Origin of the sequence: Virgibacillus dakarensis (assembly GCF_900155625.1) — a bacterium.
GTDB classification, from domain to species: domain Bacteria; phylum Bacillota; class Bacilli; order Bacillales; family Amphibacillaceae; genus Lentibacillus_C; species Lentibacillus_C populi.
In genome coordinates this window covers 95,811-111,192 of the sequence record NZ_LT732553.1, presented here as the reverse complement: position 1 = coordinate 111,192, position 15,382 = coordinate 95,811, and the positions used below count along the sequence as shown (strand labels likewise).

The window sequence follows — 15,382 nt, the reverse complement described above, 5'->3', positions numbered from 1 at the left end:
CCTTGGAGAGGCGATTCATCCCCTACCTACTCATTTGGTTTTACCCTATACATTCCTTGAGGAAGGGGTCTTCTCGCCAAAGGAAGATAAATTCAATGGAGGCACCCTTCTCTAGCAATTTTAAAGTTACTTTCCTTTTCTCTTCAGCTTTTCCCCATAAGAAATCGGGATCTCCATAATTTTATTCGACGCATCCATGTGTTTGATTTCATCCTTCAATTATTTTTCTTCGTGTTCATTTAATTTTAAGTAACGTTCAAAAAGTCCGTAGACCTGCTTTGTTTCGTGGATCCAATTTCATTTTGACTAACCTTTTCCGTTTGGATCCCCACTTCCTACTATAAACAATCTAACCCGAAATCACCTGCTAAACCACATCGATATACTCCCCCAACGTATCTGTTGTAAAGTACTCGGCAATCCCCTTTTTTCCAAGAAGATAGGATACTATTTCATCATTGGTTAAACCCAATTCTCTTAACCCCCGCACAATCATTGTTAAATAGGAGGCTGAAGGCTTGTTGAATGTTGTTCGGTCCATCGGCGTGTTTGCTGTAAATGTAAACATCGGAAATCCGTCTTCTTCGCCAAGATAAAGAAGGCTTCCATACCATCCATCCGTTATGGTTTGCTTACCCTTTTGCAGCACCTGCTGCAACTCTACTAATAAGCCGGGCTGATTATTTTCTTGGGCAACAACCTCTGAGAATTGCTCGGCGGTAATCAAATATTTCCGGGCATACGTCCGATCCGTATAAACTGGCCTGTCCCCAATAAACGCTACTCCGCCATCACCCCATTTGCTCCGTTCTTTGGCAAAATATAGCGGGTACGGCAACTCCACCTTTTCACTTCTTTTCGGCGGGGTTTTATCCGTGCATCCGCATTCTTTTGCTGTCGATCCTTTTGGGGTATCTCCGTATATATAGCACAGAAAACGATCTTCGCAAATATTGGAACCATAGCTTACGTACCAAACATCCATTCATATCTCCCCTGTCGTACGGTAGTTTTGTAATAATTATAAAGCACGCTACCGATTTTAATCCAGTTACACGAACTTCTCATTGACGACACCAATTCATGGGTATAATATGTGACTAAAAAAGAGTCTTTTCATGAAACGCATTCAGGAACAATGGAAATCTATAAGGTTTATCAGGATGGCAAGGTGTTAAGAAATAAAAAGTTGTAAAATTTATAATAAGTCATTTAATTCACAAAAAGGTGGTTTGAATGCTGTGTGCTTACGAGAGATATATGGTACTGTTTAAGCAAAGGGTTATTCAAGAATGGAGCCAGATTATGAATAAACTTAGTAAAACGTGAATTTATAAAGTTTAGGATAGCTTCTAGGACTACCATGTTTTCCTAGAAGAATTATAGATGGGGGGAGCCTGATGAAAAACTCTATTGTGTTACGTGCAGTAGATATCGGAAACGCAGAAGACTTATCGTTTGTAAAAAATGCAGCACAGTTATTACAGGAACTCGTTTCAAACGGTGCAGCAATTGGGTGGGTTGATCCACCCTCAACAGAAGAGGTGGCTAGCCTACTTCGAGAGTTGGCCATTGCAAGTGAAAATAGTGACGCATGCCTAATTGCGATTTGGGTCGATCAAGATCTTGCGGGTGTTGGGTACTGGAGACGCTACAATCGTCCGACTCATCATCCCCATGCCGACATAGAAAAGGTGGCAATCGATCCACGGTATCAAGGTCGTGGCTTAGGTCACCAACTCATGAATCAATTGATTTCCGCTGCTATCAATGCTGGGATCGAGGTGCTAACGCTTGACTTTCGTGGTGACAATACGCGGGCCGCAAAACTGTACAAATCTCTAGGATTCACAGAATACGGTCGATTGCCCCGTTTTGTTGCCGTCGGTAATGCCCGATATGACACAATATTCTATGCCCTTGATCTGCGATAATCCAGAAATGGGCACGCTAATCGAATAAAGGACGTCCTTCTGAATTGTGCCGTTTTGTTGAAGTGAATCTGTAAGCATTTTATAAAAATAGCTTAATTAAATTCTTTGTTCTTGATTTAAGGAGAGTTGTTATTTACATGTCTGAACATAATGATGATTCATTTCGTGATATGAATATGAAACAAAAAATAGGAACAGTTGTGGGAGTAACACTTTTCATAGCCGTAGTATCAGGTTTTATTATAGGGATTTACCTGTTTGGGATGGCGGGTATTTTTGAATTGCTTGGTATTCAATACACATCTGTTTGGTCATTGATTATTTTTGTTGTCAGTTTTTTTATTCTTAAAAACTCACCGTAAGTGCAGGAAAGGAGTGTATTTATTATGAAAAAAGGTATGATGATATTTTTACTTGTTGTAAGCGTATCAATTTTACTTATGGGATGTGGTACAGGAAAGAAAAACGATGATAGCGGTCTTGCAGATAGCTTTGAAAAAACGCAAAAAGTTGAAGTATTCTCATCAGATGGTTCTGATGTTACAACAATTTCAGACGATAATGATATTGAAAACTTTGTTGATGCGTTAAATTGATAAGTAGGGTTCAGCGGATATCCCTTCAGGAGCTACTAAAGGAAAAAGATTTAAAATGTATCAAAAGGATACTGTTAAACTAGGCGAGTCAGAAAAGCAAAAAGATAATTTAAATGAAGTTGCTGCTATGACAACATACAAAGATCTTCCTTATATTGAATTTAGTGTAAAAAGTTATTCATTTAATTTCAAGGTGCCAGAAGAGGTTGCTGAATACTTGAATTCAAAGCAATAATAATTACCGCAAACTAGGGCAATTATGGAATAAGAACGCGTCCTTTAACTGAACAATAGGACCAGGCTATGGAGGAACTGCTATTTTTAAAGTTGGATTTTTACGCTAAGGCGAAAATATATGAAAGGAGTGTCGAATATGTCATTAACCATTATTATCATAGTAACAACGCTTATCTGGATTGCGGTATCTCGAGAGGCTGTAAAACCTTCAGAAGAGATAAACTGGCGAAAAACAATAACTTTAATGTCAACAGGTTCCTTACTGACACTAGTCCTGACCATTTCACTCTTTCAAGACATCCCATTTTTAAAATAGTTTTTGTTTAAGTTGCCACAAACGGCCGCAATTGTTGAAGAGATATAAGAGGATCACCCATTGTATTGATGATATGGGTGATCCTCTATTTTATGTCCACGTAAAATAAGCACCAAAACAGAGCAAATTAAATACTAACTTGATAAGCTATTCATCGAATTGAAGTTCTTCATAAAGATAAGTATGTATCACCTATTCGAGCACTTCTTGTTTTCCAATTCAAATCACCTGATCACTAATGATTACACCCTCAACCGCTAAACCTTCAGGAATGGGACATCGAACCCCCATTCCCTTTCTGTTCTGCTGATGGGACAAACGGATGGATAACCAGTAACTCCATTAAATTTTTTGGTTGACAGAACAATTGCGAGTCTACGTTCTGCTTGCTCTGTTCCTGTTCGAGGATTAAAGTCAAAATAAATTAAATCCCCTCTATCTGGAACTTGCATATTATAATTCTTCCTTTCCAACTGATTCGCTAAAAAATTCTTCGTGTGGATTCTCTCCTGCACAATTCGCTAACAAATCATCCAATGATACTGTCGCGATTAAGCCGATAAATGGCAGCGAAATACCAAAAAGAATACCCGAGAACATCGTTCATTTTGTCTTTGGGATCAAGGTTGAAATGAGCAGAACAAAGCTTACAATGTAAAACAAGAATATTAGGGATTGAAGATAGTCTTTTAGAAACCATGAACCAGAAATGATCAATAATATGGAAAAGGATACGGATATGACAACAACCCAAAATAACAACGTGCCTAAAAATTTCCCGAGCAAAATTTGTAATCTGGACGTCTTTGTTACGAGTAAACGCATCGTTCTCATTTCTACTTCCCTGTTTATCGAATCGTGGGATATTGCAAAAGCAAATAAAAATCCGAATACCAGGACAATCAATGCAATTGCGGCAGTATATACTGACCCTTCCTCCCCGCCATTTTCGAGAATTTTGTTGATCAACGCTTGATTGTTATCCGCAAATTTAGCAAACTGGTAAGAAACGAACGTTATGAATAAAACAATGATAATAGACCTTATACTTCTAAAAGAATCAATAAATTCCTGTTTTAGTATATGAATCATTTTTCTACTCCTTTCTGTGATTACCTATTGCATATCGTAGGTTTTCATTTTATTTAATTCTCTTATTCTTTTTTTCTTTAATGACTCTCTTCCTTCAATCCATCCACCTAGTAAAATAGCCAATCCGAGAATAAATGCGAAATAAAAATCAGAGGTATCTCCATCTTTTACTTTTGCAAATACCCAGCCCCACATGAAGACCGTAAAAATGATTGGTAAGATGGCACCAAAATAAGCTCTTTTTCTTGTTGAAAGAAAATGTTGAATTACAAGGGTTAAAATCGCGAATATAATATTGTAAACATATTCCATCACTTGTCACCTTTTTCCTTTTTATATTTCTCAATAATCAACTTCGCATCCTCTAAACTAATGCGATCATCAATCGAAAGTCCCTTAATAAATTTCACAAAGTCCTCGTTATCCGCAGCATCATTTACTGTTATTTTCTGAATTAGCCTATCCAGCCTAATTCGTACAGTTGGATAGGAAACATCATAGATTTTGGCGATTTCCTTTAAGGAGCCTGAATTCAATACAAACTTTTTAATGAATTCCATATCTTCTTCATCTAAAGCCAAAATCCAATTTGGCACATTTTTAATATCCATCCCTTTACTCCTTTCATTTTCTAAATATAGTTTAACATATTTATTAATAAAGTAAAACGAAAAATAAATATTATTTAAGTTTATTTGTATATTTTATTTAATAATAGTTACTCAACACAAAAAAATCCTGTTTTTGAAAAGCTAATCAAAAACAGGATTTTGTATAATATCCTTAGTATTCTCGCTTTTTATCTCTCCTAACATTATTCACCCAGGCTCTATCCTCATCCATCATTTTCTTCGCCGCATAAATCGTCAGAAACTGGATGACGATAATCGGGATACCCATGATTCCGGAGAGAACTTCCAGTGGATCCAGACCGCCGATGCGCATTAATAGCAAGGCAAGCGCGGTAATAATTGCCGCTACAATAATACGTACCGATTTTGACGGCTCGGCTTTACTCATATTCTGTGTACCCGCATACGTGGCAATGGTATACGTCGTAGAATCAAGTGTTGTCGTCAAAAAGATCGTGGCGATGATAATAAATGCCGCAATCATAATCGATGAAAAAGGCAGCGAGTTTAATATTGCAGGAATAGCTGCCATTTCATCTTCAGCGACGATATCCAGTACTGACACTTCGCCGGTCAAATACCGGTGAACACCAAGACCTCCGAGGATACCGGTTGCTACCCATGATATCATCGTCGGCGCTAATAAATATGTCAAAATCATTTCTTTTATTGTCCGCCCTTTTGATACTTTTGCTGCGAAAACACTGTGTAGCATTGCCCACGTCGCACTGTAGGCATACCAGAATACGGTATTTGTTTCGATAAATGTACTGCCGTTCAGATCCAGGGAATTGGTATAAAACGATAAATCAACATAATGGGAAACGAGAAATCCAATCGTATCGGTAAAGTAATTCAAAATAAATATTCCCGGCCCAAAAAGCAGGATTCCCAGTGCAAAAATAGCTGCCAGGTACATGTTGAGCGTACTTAACTTTTTAATTCCTTTTTCAATCCCCAGGTAGGCGCTTGTTGAAAATAGACAAACCCAAATAATCGTTACAATTAAGGTCAGGCCAAACGTGATGTCAATATCAAATAACTCTGCAACATTATAGGTCACAATCGGTGCGCCAAGTCCCAGGGTTACCGCTGCCCCAGCAAGTATACTAATAAGAAAAATAATATCTAGAATTTTCCCGCCGATCCCATCGGTGAATTGGTCACCAAATATAACGCGACATGCTTCCGATATCCGCATCATCGGGCGTTTCCGAACGTGCAATATGTACCCCATTGCTGGCGCCGCCATCACGAAGATTGCGAATACTTGCAGATTCCACATAAACATGCCATACGCATTTCCCCACATCAATGCGTCAATAGATTGCGGCTCAACTCCCAAGGGCGGGTCATTCGCCACGGTTGCCCACTGAACCATCCCTGTCCGCATGATGGTCGAACCGAGCCCCATCGCAATCAAAATGGACGCATATTCGAACAACGTAAATCTTGGTTTCTCATTCGGATCACCGAGTACCACATCCCCATATTTGGAAAATGAGAGAAATAGTCCGGCGCCAACCAGAATAATCGTATACCAGATATAGCCCCATTTAAAGTTAGCCACGATACTTTCAAATATGGTGTTCATTAATTCCAGCGATCCGCTTTCATTTAATGAAAATGGGATGCTGATCGCTATAATAATAATCAATGAGGGCAGGAAAATACGATAGTCAATCAGCCCTTTTCTATCTTTTACTCTTTCTTTCATACTCAATGAAACCACCAACTCCTCATATATTTTTTCTTTATTCTGTATCCGTTTATAGTCTTTCTTAAACGGGTCTTTCCATACAAGGGGACGAAATTGATAGAATCCTGCCTAAACCCGACTGAGATTGGGAAGTTGAGCGCTAATCAGAGTGGATTCGGCGTATTTTCTAGTTTGTTCAGCACTAATCTGGGCGGGTTCAGCACTTTTCCAGTCATGTTCAGCGTATTTTGAAAAAATTGTTCAGCACTAATTCAGACGGGTTCAGCACTTTTCCAGTTTGTTCAGCACTAATCCAGTCATGTTCACATAATCAGAGCAAGTCCGCGAGGTGCACAATTTTAAGCGTGTTCGACGCAAAAATCGATCAAGAAACCGATCCCTTTATCTCCCATTACACATCCATTGCCTTCCCTCCCCACAACCTTTACAATGATCAGTGTGAAAGGAGTCTAGCAATGAACACAAACTACAACCTGCCTGAACAGATAAAGAACATGCTGCAAACAACGAAACGGAAAAATAACCACACTTTGCAAAACCTTATCGGGGAAGGCGGCTATGTTCCACCACATATCGATTTGGTCATTGACGCGATTTCCGCCTTAAGCCTGGGGAAAAATATTTTACTAAAAGGTCCAACCGGGGCTGGGAAAACAAAATTTGCGGAGACGCTATCCAATATGTTCTATCAGCCGATGTATAGCATTAACTGTTCGGTCGATTTGGATGCAGAAAGCTTGATGGGCTTTAAAACGTTGGCATATGAAAATGAAAAACAAGTAATTGAATTTGTACCGGGCCCAGTTACAAGCGCAATGATGCATGGAACTTTTTTATATATTGATGAAATCAACATGGCAAAACCGGAGACATTGCCGCTTCTAAACGGGGTGCTTGACTACCGGCGAACCGTTACCAATCCGTTTACGAATGAGATCATAACAGCCAAAGAAGGTTTTAATGTCATTGCTGCGATCAACGAAGGTTATGTTGGTACCGTCCCACTGAATGAGGCATTGAAAAATCGCTTTATCGTAATTGACGTTCCGTATTTGGAAGGCAAACAGCTCAAGCAATTGATCCAAACGAATACAAGGCTAGCCAATGAAACGACAATTGATCTATTTGTGAAACTGTCTGCGGATCTCATTCAGTCTGTCTATCAAGGCAAGCTGTCTGAAGATGCCGCATCGATCCGTGCGCTGCTTGATGCGTGCGATCTGAGCACATTAATCCCTGCAAAACGGGCAATTATCCGGTCGATTGCAGATAAACTGGAGGAAGAGCGCGAACGGAAATTTGTCAGTAATATAGCAGATACACTGTTTTAGAAAGGAGCATGCTGGATGGTGGACAACCGGTGGATTAATACAACTATCGATACGAATCTGTTTCTGCAGTTACAAGATTTAACGGCAGTATTATCCGGAAATGCGGATTTTACCTTTGAATACACGTATGGGTCATCAATCGATATCATTGATCATAAAGTGACTGGCAGCAGCCTTTGGGATATGGATAAACGGGACATCAAGGAATCTGGCTATAAGACGGATATATTTTTGCGAACAGAAGGGACATTGCATCACACCCATGTCCCTTCTTTAAAAGCGTATTTGCAAGATATGGATGAATCGAAGTTGTTAAAATTCGCCATCCAGCTCGTCACATTATTGGAGGATATCAGGCTAGAGGAAATGATAAAAAGGGAACGACCTGGGACGAAACGGGACTTTGCCATCCGTACCAAGTATCTCAAACACTATTTTGCGACACAATTAGCGACAAACGTGACAAGAAGCTATGCCCTTGATGAACTATTTTGCCTCATTTATTTATTATTACAAGCAAATGAGCCCGATCCAGCTTTTCCTCAGGCAAACACAGCCCAGCTTGATCGTCTGGAAAGCCTGAAACCGCTCCTATTTGCAAGCTTTGAAGCGAAAACGACCGCCGATATTACCGAAATCGCCTATAATATAGCATTTTCACTAACAGATCAGAACAAAGACATGGTCAATGACTATTTTACGTTTCCGATTTCTCATATAGAGCACTTGACACAGAACACGTTGTTTGATGAATTAACCCGGACAGACGAGCTGGCGAACCAGAACACGGAAGAAGTGGATGAAGAAAACAACAAGTATTTCGATCAGCCCTTCTCCACGTGGCATCGGGAAAACCAAAATAGTGACCGGAAGCAAAATTTTCTCCAATTCGAACTGGAGGTTGGCACGAAGACAAACATCCGGGGCGGTGCAGCACGCGAAACCGAGGATGCTGATCAAGCGATGGGCAGTGTTCAGGGTGCTTCTGGAAATAGTAAACGTAACGACTATTCCGAATTAGAATCACTAGAAAAACAGGAGGATAAGCGGTCGGGAAATGAATCCAGTGACCGTATTTATGGTGAGGAAAACAAACATGCCGTCGCAATCGAAAAAAATGCAGGAACGTCATCTGACGCTGATCTGGATTTATATCGACAATACGTCCAAGAGATTGAGCCGTTCAAACGGAAGCTCGCGGCTACCATTGAAAAAACAATCGAACACAAAAAGAATGCTCCGAGAAAGGATTTGGTTATTGGCCGGCTTTCCAAGAAATTGTTGCCGCTTGTTATCGACGAAAATCCGCGCGTGTTTTATAAGAAAAGTCAGGAATCAAGTGACATGGACGCTGTATTCACCCTGCTTGTTGACTGTTCCGCATCAATGCACAATAAAATGAATGAAACGAAACGAGGGATTGTCCTATTTCATGAAGTATTAAACCAATTAAAAATTCCTCACGCCATTGTCGGTTTTTGGGAGGATGCCAATAAGGTGAAGGAAAATTACCAGCCGAATTTTTTTCACCGAATCCATTCCTATGACGATTCTTTCTACAAAAACGACGGAGCAAGGATCATGCAACTCGAACCGGAGGAAGACAATCGGGACGGCTTCAGCATCCGTGTCATGACGAAGGAATTAGCCGCTAGAAGAGAAAAGAACAAGTTCCTGCTCATCTTTTCTGACGGTGAGCCGGCAGCTTCGGGATATGATCAGAATGGCATTGTCGATACGAATGTTGCGGTTGTGGAAGCACGTAAAAAAGGCATTGAAGTTATCGGTATGTTTCTTGCAGATGGCGTGATTGACGAGCATGAAGATGCCACGATGCAGAATATTTACGGGAAAGAACGCTTGATGATCCCGAGTGTTGCCGAGCTGCCGGAGTTGTTTGCACCGTTGTTGAAGCGACTATTGTTGAAGGTAATTTAAGAGAACAGTCCCTTCCGCTCCGTTATAGCGCCATGGGACTGGTCCCGACTTAAAAACGTTCTATATTTATTGATTAACCTCGTCCTCTTCACGAAAATATTCAAAAATAGGTTGAAGATTACTAACCGCTTCTTCCTCAATACTACCTATATTTACGATTGAATAATCCAATAATGTTATCAGCGATTTTAGTTTCCTTTGCATTATTCCTTCTTTAAGCATGAAAGACGCAGCATCCGAATGAACCTGCATTTTGTCAACTAATTCTTTTAAGAACTCCAACGCACCATATGCTATTTCTGTTTCTGACTTAATTTTAATCAATTGACTGTCCAATTCAAACGCAAGTTCCCGATACCTTTTCATTATTTACCCGCTCCTCTTTTATACCCCTTTGATACTTGCAAACCTGGCACCTTAGTAATCCAGCATAACGGTTGATTAATCAACCGTTATGCAAAAAAATAGATGCGTGAACAGTAGCAGCTTTTAGTTATTTCACTTCTCCTCCCTATTTATTTGTTAACTATAGTATAGAATTTTTCGGTTGATTTGTCAACCGATTTTATAGAATTGTTTGCTCAACTTACCATTATAAAGTAAACTTAGTATATAAATTCAAAAAAGAGGTTTTCAAATGGACTTTGGAACATATATTAAGGAAATTAGGAAAAGTAAAAATGTTTCATTAAGGGAAGCTGCGAGACGTTCGGGGATATCCCATCCCTATTTGTCACAAATTGAGACAGGAAAAAACACGAAACCTACTCCTACTATTATTAAAAAACTTGCCTATGGATTGAACGTTCCATATATGCAATTAATGGATAAGGCCGGTTATACTGATTATACCTATGATACTATTGCGGAAACGTTAGATGCAGATAATCACTTAGATAAAAGTCAAGATTTATATGTTTTATTAAATAGGGAAGATGATTTGTATTACAGAAATTATTTACTAACCGATGACGATAAAAGCTTTTTGATTAACATTTTGGAGAGAACAGTTCCCAATAAAAAGTCAAATTGAAGAAGTAAAAAAGTAGCTTAAAATATATGTGAGCGGACTTTGTTTTACTGGTCCAAATTATATACGGCAGGATTTAAGAAAAGCAAGGATTATCAGGAATTAAGCCGGACAATTGCCATAAACCTCTTAGGATTTAATGTTGATACCGCAGCTGACTTTCATTTTTGTTATCAACTTCTAAACAAAAAAACAAAAAACGTTTGACGGATAAATTGGAAATCCACTTTATCGAAACATTAGAATTCATGGATTTCATAAAGAATATAGACCTTCATAACCCGCTGCACCGATGGCTGATCTTTCTAAAAGTTGATAACAATTTGCTTTTGAAGGTGGTAATTTCAATGGATAAAAACATTACCGAAGCAGAAGAAAAGCTTAGCGCTCTAAACCTCGATAAAGAACTCAAGAAAGCGTGTGGTGTCAGGGAAAAAGAGATAAACGACGAAATAACCCGTATGCGCGGCGCTAGAGATGAAGGGAAGATAGAAGGAAAAAGAGAAATAATTGAAGCAATGAGAAAAAACGGCATCACAGACGAGATATAATCAAAATGACCGGGCTTAGCCCACATGAATTAAAATTAATAAGCAAAAGAGATTTATGAACATCCTGATATTTATAAAAATCCTTCACACCGGACACGCATCCCGTATGAAGGATTTTTCTTTTAAACAAAACTACAATAGCGAGGTGTTACAAGTAGCTCAGCTCACTATATCAATAAACTAGTAAATATCCCAGGGTTCATGTCTATAATATTTCATTTGCTAGTGATCAATGAATTGTTTATTTTCAGGTCGCACCAACCCAACCGGTTCACCATCGTATCACAACAAACTTGTATATGGAAAAATGAATCAACAGAACGAATCATTTTTGCGTGGATTTTTAAGTCCGAAAATTTTCCGGAAATATAAACCGAAATAGGATCCTGCGAGTGCCATCACCATCCAAACCCAGCCATGCAGACTGAATGAGGCAATCCCGCTAAAATAGGCACCAATGTTACAGCCAAATGCCAGTCTTGCACCGTAACCCATCAGAAGACCGCCGATAATCGACGAAGTAGCTACACCAGGTTTGATTTTTCCCGGCTTGAAATTGCCCTGGAAAGCAGCGGCAATAAAGGCACCAAGGATAATTCCAAAGTTCAATACACTTGTAGAATCGGCAAGTACGGTTTGCTGAAGTGCCTGTGTATTGTCTTGCCAATACGACCAGCCTGCGACATCGACACCGAAAAATTGCAGGAATTTGGATCCCCAAAGGACGAAAGCAGACGTAACGCCCCAAGGTGTCCCTCTTACAGTAAGCACCAGTGCATTAAGTACAGCGAGAACAACACCCGCGGTTACTAGCGGCCATGCACCGCGCCATAATTTTTTGACTCCTGCTGTTGTAGCGAGCGGCTTCATTTGTGGCGGTTTTCTCTTATTAGCAATTTTTACTGTAACACCATAAATACCAAAGAAAATAAGCAGTTGCACCAGCAATCCGCCAAAATAGCCCAAGCCAGTTGATTCAGCTAAAGAAAGTGGTGGCAGTGATGGCAGGTCAAGCCAAAAACCAAGGTGATATGCCCCAATGACAGATCCGGCAATAAAGCTAATCAACGTGAGTACCATGGAAGACTTTCCGCCACCCAAATTATATAATGTTCCGGATGCACAGCCATTTCCCATTTGCATACCGATGCCAAATAGGAAAGAACCAACAATGATACTAACTCCGACTGGCGAAATATTTCCTGTTGGCGTTTCTCCGGTAAAACTGAAACCAGTACTTAAGATAATGGCAAATAATATAGATGCTACGGCAAGCATGATCATGTGGGCTTGCAATCCTTGCACATTACCCACTGAGACCAATCGTCTAAAGGCTGAAGTGAAACCAAAACGTGCATGCAGTAATGTAACCCCCAAAGCGATGCCTAGCAAATATAAAACTCCTTGTACGGCGCCCGAACTAATAACAATCATTGCTAATAATATAATGGCCGCGATCGAACCAATCCATACAAATGGCCGTTGAATCGGGTCAAGATTTGTTACGATCGTTGTTGGCTGTTTTTTCTCATAATGTAAAGCGTGTGCTTCTTGTGCCATCCCAATTCCTCCAATTCTGATAAAATTACTTGTATTTAATAGTAACGATTATTGTAATACATTTTTGCGGGATTGTAAATAGTCAGTCCCTACCCCCGTTATATTCATGAACGCTCCTTCCACCTCATCCATAAAAAATCCTCCATACCGGGCACGTTACCCGTATATGGAGGTTTTCTCTTTTAAATAAAACTCTTCGTGCTATTATTGCGGCTAAATTTATATATAGCGATGAGAAAAAATGCAGCTGCAAAAGCGAATAAAATTAAAATGTTTAAATACAAACTGCCAAAGCTGCTCCCTTCCTGCAGTTTCGTCAACGTATCCAACGTCCAGCGCTGCGGCAGAAACTCGGATATTTTCTGAACCGATTCCGGCATGACTTCTACCGGCCAAAAACAACCCGACAACATGACAGTCGGCATGATAATCAAATTAGTTAGGGCATTTGCTGCACCCCGGCTATTGGAGAACGCTACAATAACCAACGACACTCCAACCGAGATCAGCGAAAATATCGCCATCACCAGTAACGCCTTCCAAAGGGAAATATTTAAATCAATATGAAAGACATAGGACAGAAAAGCAAGCGTAATAACGACTTGAACGAGCATGACCATCATATTGACAAGTACATTGGAAAAAATATATTTTCGTGCCGAAATTGGTGTGGACAATAATCGAAAGTATGTGCGATTTGCCTTTTCCGCCAAAATAATTTCTGATAGGTTAGCGGCTGATATCATCATGATCATGATCAAAAAACCAAGGGCAGACAATGTCATCGATTTGCTGGTAGATGAATCCTCAAGCGCAGTCGTATTCAACTGAAAGTCCGTTTGCTTATAATCATGATACAAGCTGCTAAATGTATCCAGTTCCCCTTCAGCTGCCTTGCTAAGCGCAGTCAGGTTATCGATATACTGATACAAATATGATTTGACAAAACCTGTAACACTTTCCCCTTTAATCGATGTCAGGTCAAGTGAATCTGGTTCTCCAGTTAACACACTTTCGGAATAGCCTTGTTCAAAGGTAATAACACTGTCAACCTTTCCCGATATCACATGTTCCTTTACATCTTCCTCCTGTATTTCCTTCACCCTGATATTGTCTAGTCCTTTTAAAAAGGAAATCGTCTCCATAGAAATTTGCTTATTATCATGATTGACCACACCAAGGGTCAATTCACTCCCTTGATCTCCGTTAGCAAGTAGCGCAATAAAGATGCCTACAAGTGGTGTGACCAAATATAATAAAATATTTCCCTTTTTTCGGAATGTGGTCCGTAATGTTTTACGCATTAACCATAAAATATCTCCCATTTATATTCCCTCCCCCCGTCGAAATGATGCCGTCGAAATCAGTAAAAATAGGAAGGCAAGCCCAATATTCATGACGATCGCTGGCATTATGAAAGATGAATCATTTGCATAAACGAGATTGAAAACAGCTTTATTTTCCAATGTCAGCGGAGACAGGCTGCTGATAACTTTTAATATACCTTCTGGATTCTCAATTGGAAAATAGGCCCCTCCAAAAAGCGATGCCAACTGGACGACAATCAAGACCACCATTGTTGGCGCTGCAGGCGTTTTGATTAAAAAAGAAACCCCAACTCCAAAGCTAACGGCAAAAATGATTTCTGTCAGCAGTACGAGAAATACCAAGCCCAAATGCTCTCCCCAATTGGCATGAAACACAAGCTTACTAAAGGCGACCACCAACATAATACAAGCCATATTAATGACAATACTGCCCATTACTTTGCCAATAAAAATGTCCCGTTTATGAATTGGTGCCACGATTAATCGGCTCGCAGTTTTACGCGAACGTTCATGGGCAATCAGTTGACTTCCCGACATGGCCGCATACAATGCAATCATCGTTGTCATTACAATCGCATAATAATCCATCGAACCAGGTTGTTTTTTCGGTACGAGTGCATGATCATCGATGTAATCATGTTTGACTGCATTCGAAAATACGATCTCAGCCTTTTCAGGAGCCACCTTGGTAATCTCAGACACCAGATTGTACCGGTCCACAAAAGAAGCAAGTGCCCCCTGTAAAATACTTCCTTCTATACTGCTTTGATCATTCACAAATAGATGAAATCCCGACTGATCGACAGAAACGTACCCATCCACTTTTCCTTGCTCCACCTGTTCTTTACCGTTCATACCATCCGGGAGCGGTTTAAAATGAATCCCTGATTGTTCCACTTCCTCTGTAAATGCCTTAAACGGTTCAGAAAGGCTGTCATTCGTATTCTCATACAACACATCCATATCATCAATCGAAATATCTTCGTTGAATGCTCCCGTCAATGCCGTACCAAGCACAAGCATGAGTACAATGGGGAAAGCAAGCATAAATACCAGTGTCCGAATGTCACGAAATTCATGTTTGATTTCCTTCCAGGCTATTTGCAGCATGTTCATC

General features: G+C 39.9%; 18 protein-coding genes and 1 pseudogene. 9 read left to right on the top strand and 10 right to left on the bottom strand.

The window, feature by feature from the left end:
- Positions 1-367 precede the first annotated feature (367 nt).
- Positions 368-985: a hypothetical protein gene (locus CZ382_RS00690; protein WP_088049342.1), complete on the bottom strand. Its 618-nt coding sequence runs from the start codon at positions 983-985 to the stop codon at positions 368-370.
- A gap of 430 nt (positions 986-1,415) precedes the next feature.
- On the opposite strand from CZ382_RS00690, the gene CZ382_RS00685 reads away from it, so the two are divergent.
- From CZ382_RS00685 to CZ382_RS00665, 5 genes are all read left to right on the top strand, one after another.
- Entirely contained in the window at positions 1,416-1,934 is a 519-nt protein-coding gene (locus CZ382_RS00685) for a GNAT family N-acetyltransferase (protein WP_200809504.1), read from the top strand.
- Positions 1,935-2,071: 137 nt separating this feature from the next.
- Positions 2,072-2,296: a YrvL family regulatory protein gene (locus CZ382_RS00680; RefSeq protein ID WP_230856177.1), complete on the top strand. Its 225-nt coding sequence runs from the start codon at positions 2,072-2,074 to the stop codon at positions 2,294-2,296.
- Positions 2,297-2,320: 24 nt separating this feature from the next.
- On the top strand, positions 2,321-2,530 hold the full coding sequence (locus CZ382_RS00675) for a hypothetical protein (protein WP_088049340.1): 210 nt from the start codon (positions 2,321-2,323) through the stop codon (positions 2,528-2,530).
- A gap of 55 nt (positions 2,531-2,585) precedes the next feature.
- Positions 2,586-2,765, top strand: a complete 180-nt coding sequence (locus tag CZ382_RS00670) for a hypothetical protein (RefSeq protein ID WP_088049339.1) — start codon at positions 2,586-2,588, stop codon at positions 2,763-2,765.
- Between the two features lie 138 nt (positions 2,766-2,903).
- Positions 2,904-3,083 carry a hypothetical protein gene (locus tag CZ382_RS00665; protein WP_188724959.1) on the top strand — a complete coding sequence of 60 codons (180 nt, stop codon included), beginning with the start codon at positions 2,904-2,906 and terminating at the stop codon, positions 3,081-3,083.
- Between the two features lie 257 nt (positions 3,084-3,340).
- Here the strand turns inward: CZ382_RS00665 and CZ382_RS00660 are convergent, their stop codons facing one another.
- The 5 genes from CZ382_RS00660 to CZ382_RS00640 all read right to left on the bottom strand — a co-directional run bounded on the left by CZ382_RS00660 (position 3,341) and on the right by CZ382_RS00640 (position 6,524).
- Positions 3,341-3,535: a type II toxin-antitoxin system PemK/MazF family toxin gene (locus tag CZ382_RS00660; protein WP_088049338.1), complete on the bottom strand. Its 195-nt coding sequence runs from the start codon at positions 3,533-3,535 to the stop codon at positions 3,341-3,343.
- A 151-nt stretch (positions 3,536-3,686) separates the two neighbouring features.
- Complete coding sequence (locus CZ382_RS00655; protein ID WP_088049337.1) at positions 3,687-4,175, bottom strand: ABC transporter permease; 489 nt, start codon at positions 4,173-4,175, stop codon at positions 3,687-3,689.
- 24 nt (positions 4,176-4,199) lie between these two features.
- On the bottom strand, positions 4,200-4,487 hold the full coding sequence (locus tag CZ382_RS00650; protein WP_088049336.1) for a hypothetical protein: 288 nt from the start codon (positions 4,485-4,487) through the stop codon (positions 4,200-4,202).
- Positions 4,487-4,786, bottom strand: a complete 300-nt coding sequence (locus tag CZ382_RS00645; RefSeq protein WP_088049335.1) for a DUF2089 family protein — start codon at positions 4,784-4,786, stop codon at positions 4,487-4,489. The genes CZ382_RS00650 and CZ382_RS00645 overlap by 1 nt, the downstream gene beginning before the upstream one ends.
- Positions 4,787-4,958: 172 nt before the next feature.
- Positions 4,959-6,524 carry a BCCT family transporter gene (locus CZ382_RS00640; protein WP_088049334.1) on the bottom strand — a complete coding sequence of 522 codons (1,566 nt, stop codon included), beginning with the start codon at positions 6,522-6,524 and terminating at the stop codon, positions 4,959-4,961.
- A gap of 458 nt (positions 6,525-6,982) precedes the next feature.
- Here CZ382_RS00640 and CZ382_RS00635 point away from each other — a divergent pair, with 458 nt between their 5' ends.
- Both CZ382_RS00635 and CZ382_RS00630 read left to right on the top strand, forming a co-directional pair.
- Positions 6,983-7,858, top strand: coding sequence for an ATP-binding protein (locus tag CZ382_RS00635; RefSeq protein ID WP_088049333.1), 876 nt, complete (start codon positions 6,983-6,985; stop codon positions 7,856-7,858).
- Between the two features lie 15 nt (positions 7,859-7,873).
- A complete protein-coding gene (locus CZ382_RS00630; protein ID WP_088049332.1) occupies positions 7,874-9,796 on the top strand; it encodes a vWA domain-containing protein in 1,923 nt (640 codons plus the stop codon).
- 66 nt (positions 9,797-9,862) lie between these two features.
- Here CZ382_RS00630 and CZ382_RS00625 read toward each other — a convergent pair whose 3' ends face one another.
- Positions 9,863-10,162 carry a hypothetical protein gene (locus CZ382_RS00625; protein ID WP_088049331.1) on the bottom strand — a complete coding sequence of 100 codons (300 nt, stop codon included), beginning with the start codon at positions 10,160-10,162 and terminating at the stop codon, positions 9,863-9,865.
- 271 nt (positions 10,163-10,433) lie between these two features.
- Between CZ382_RS00625 and CZ382_RS00620 the strand changes: the two genes are divergently transcribed.
- Both CZ382_RS00620 and CZ382_RS00610 read left to right on the top strand, forming a co-directional pair.
- On the top strand, positions 10,434-10,829 hold the full coding sequence (locus CZ382_RS00620) for a helix-turn-helix domain-containing protein (protein WP_088049330.1): 396 nt from the start codon (positions 10,434-10,436) through the stop codon (positions 10,827-10,829).
- A 39-nt stretch (positions 10,830-10,868) separates the two neighbouring features.
- Positions 10,869-11,377: pseudogene (locus CZ382_RS00610) on the top strand (Rpn family recombination-promoting nuclease/putative transposase).
- A gap of 312 nt (positions 11,378-11,689) precedes the next feature.
- Here CZ382_RS00610 and CZ382_RS00605 read toward each other — a convergent pair.
- The 3 genes from CZ382_RS00605 to CZ382_RS00595 form a co-directional block, all read right to left on the bottom strand.
- Positions 11,690-12,937 (bottom strand): YeeE/YedE family protein, encoded by a 1,248-nt coding sequence (locus CZ382_RS00605; RefSeq protein ID WP_088049327.1) that lies wholly within the window; start codon positions 12,935-12,937, stop codon positions 11,690-11,692.
- A gap of 182 nt (positions 12,938-13,119) precedes the next feature.
- Positions 13,120-14,262, bottom strand: a complete 1,143-nt coding sequence (locus CZ382_RS00600) for an ABC transporter permease (protein ID WP_088049326.1) — start codon at positions 14,260-14,262, stop codon at positions 13,120-13,122.
- Positions 14,263-15,381 carry an ABC transporter permease gene (locus CZ382_RS00595; RefSeq protein ID WP_088049325.1) on the bottom strand — a complete coding sequence of 373 codons (1,119 nt, stop codon included), beginning with the start codon at positions 15,379-15,381 and terminating at the stop codon, positions 14,263-14,265.
- Position 15,382: the final 1 nt, after the last annotated feature.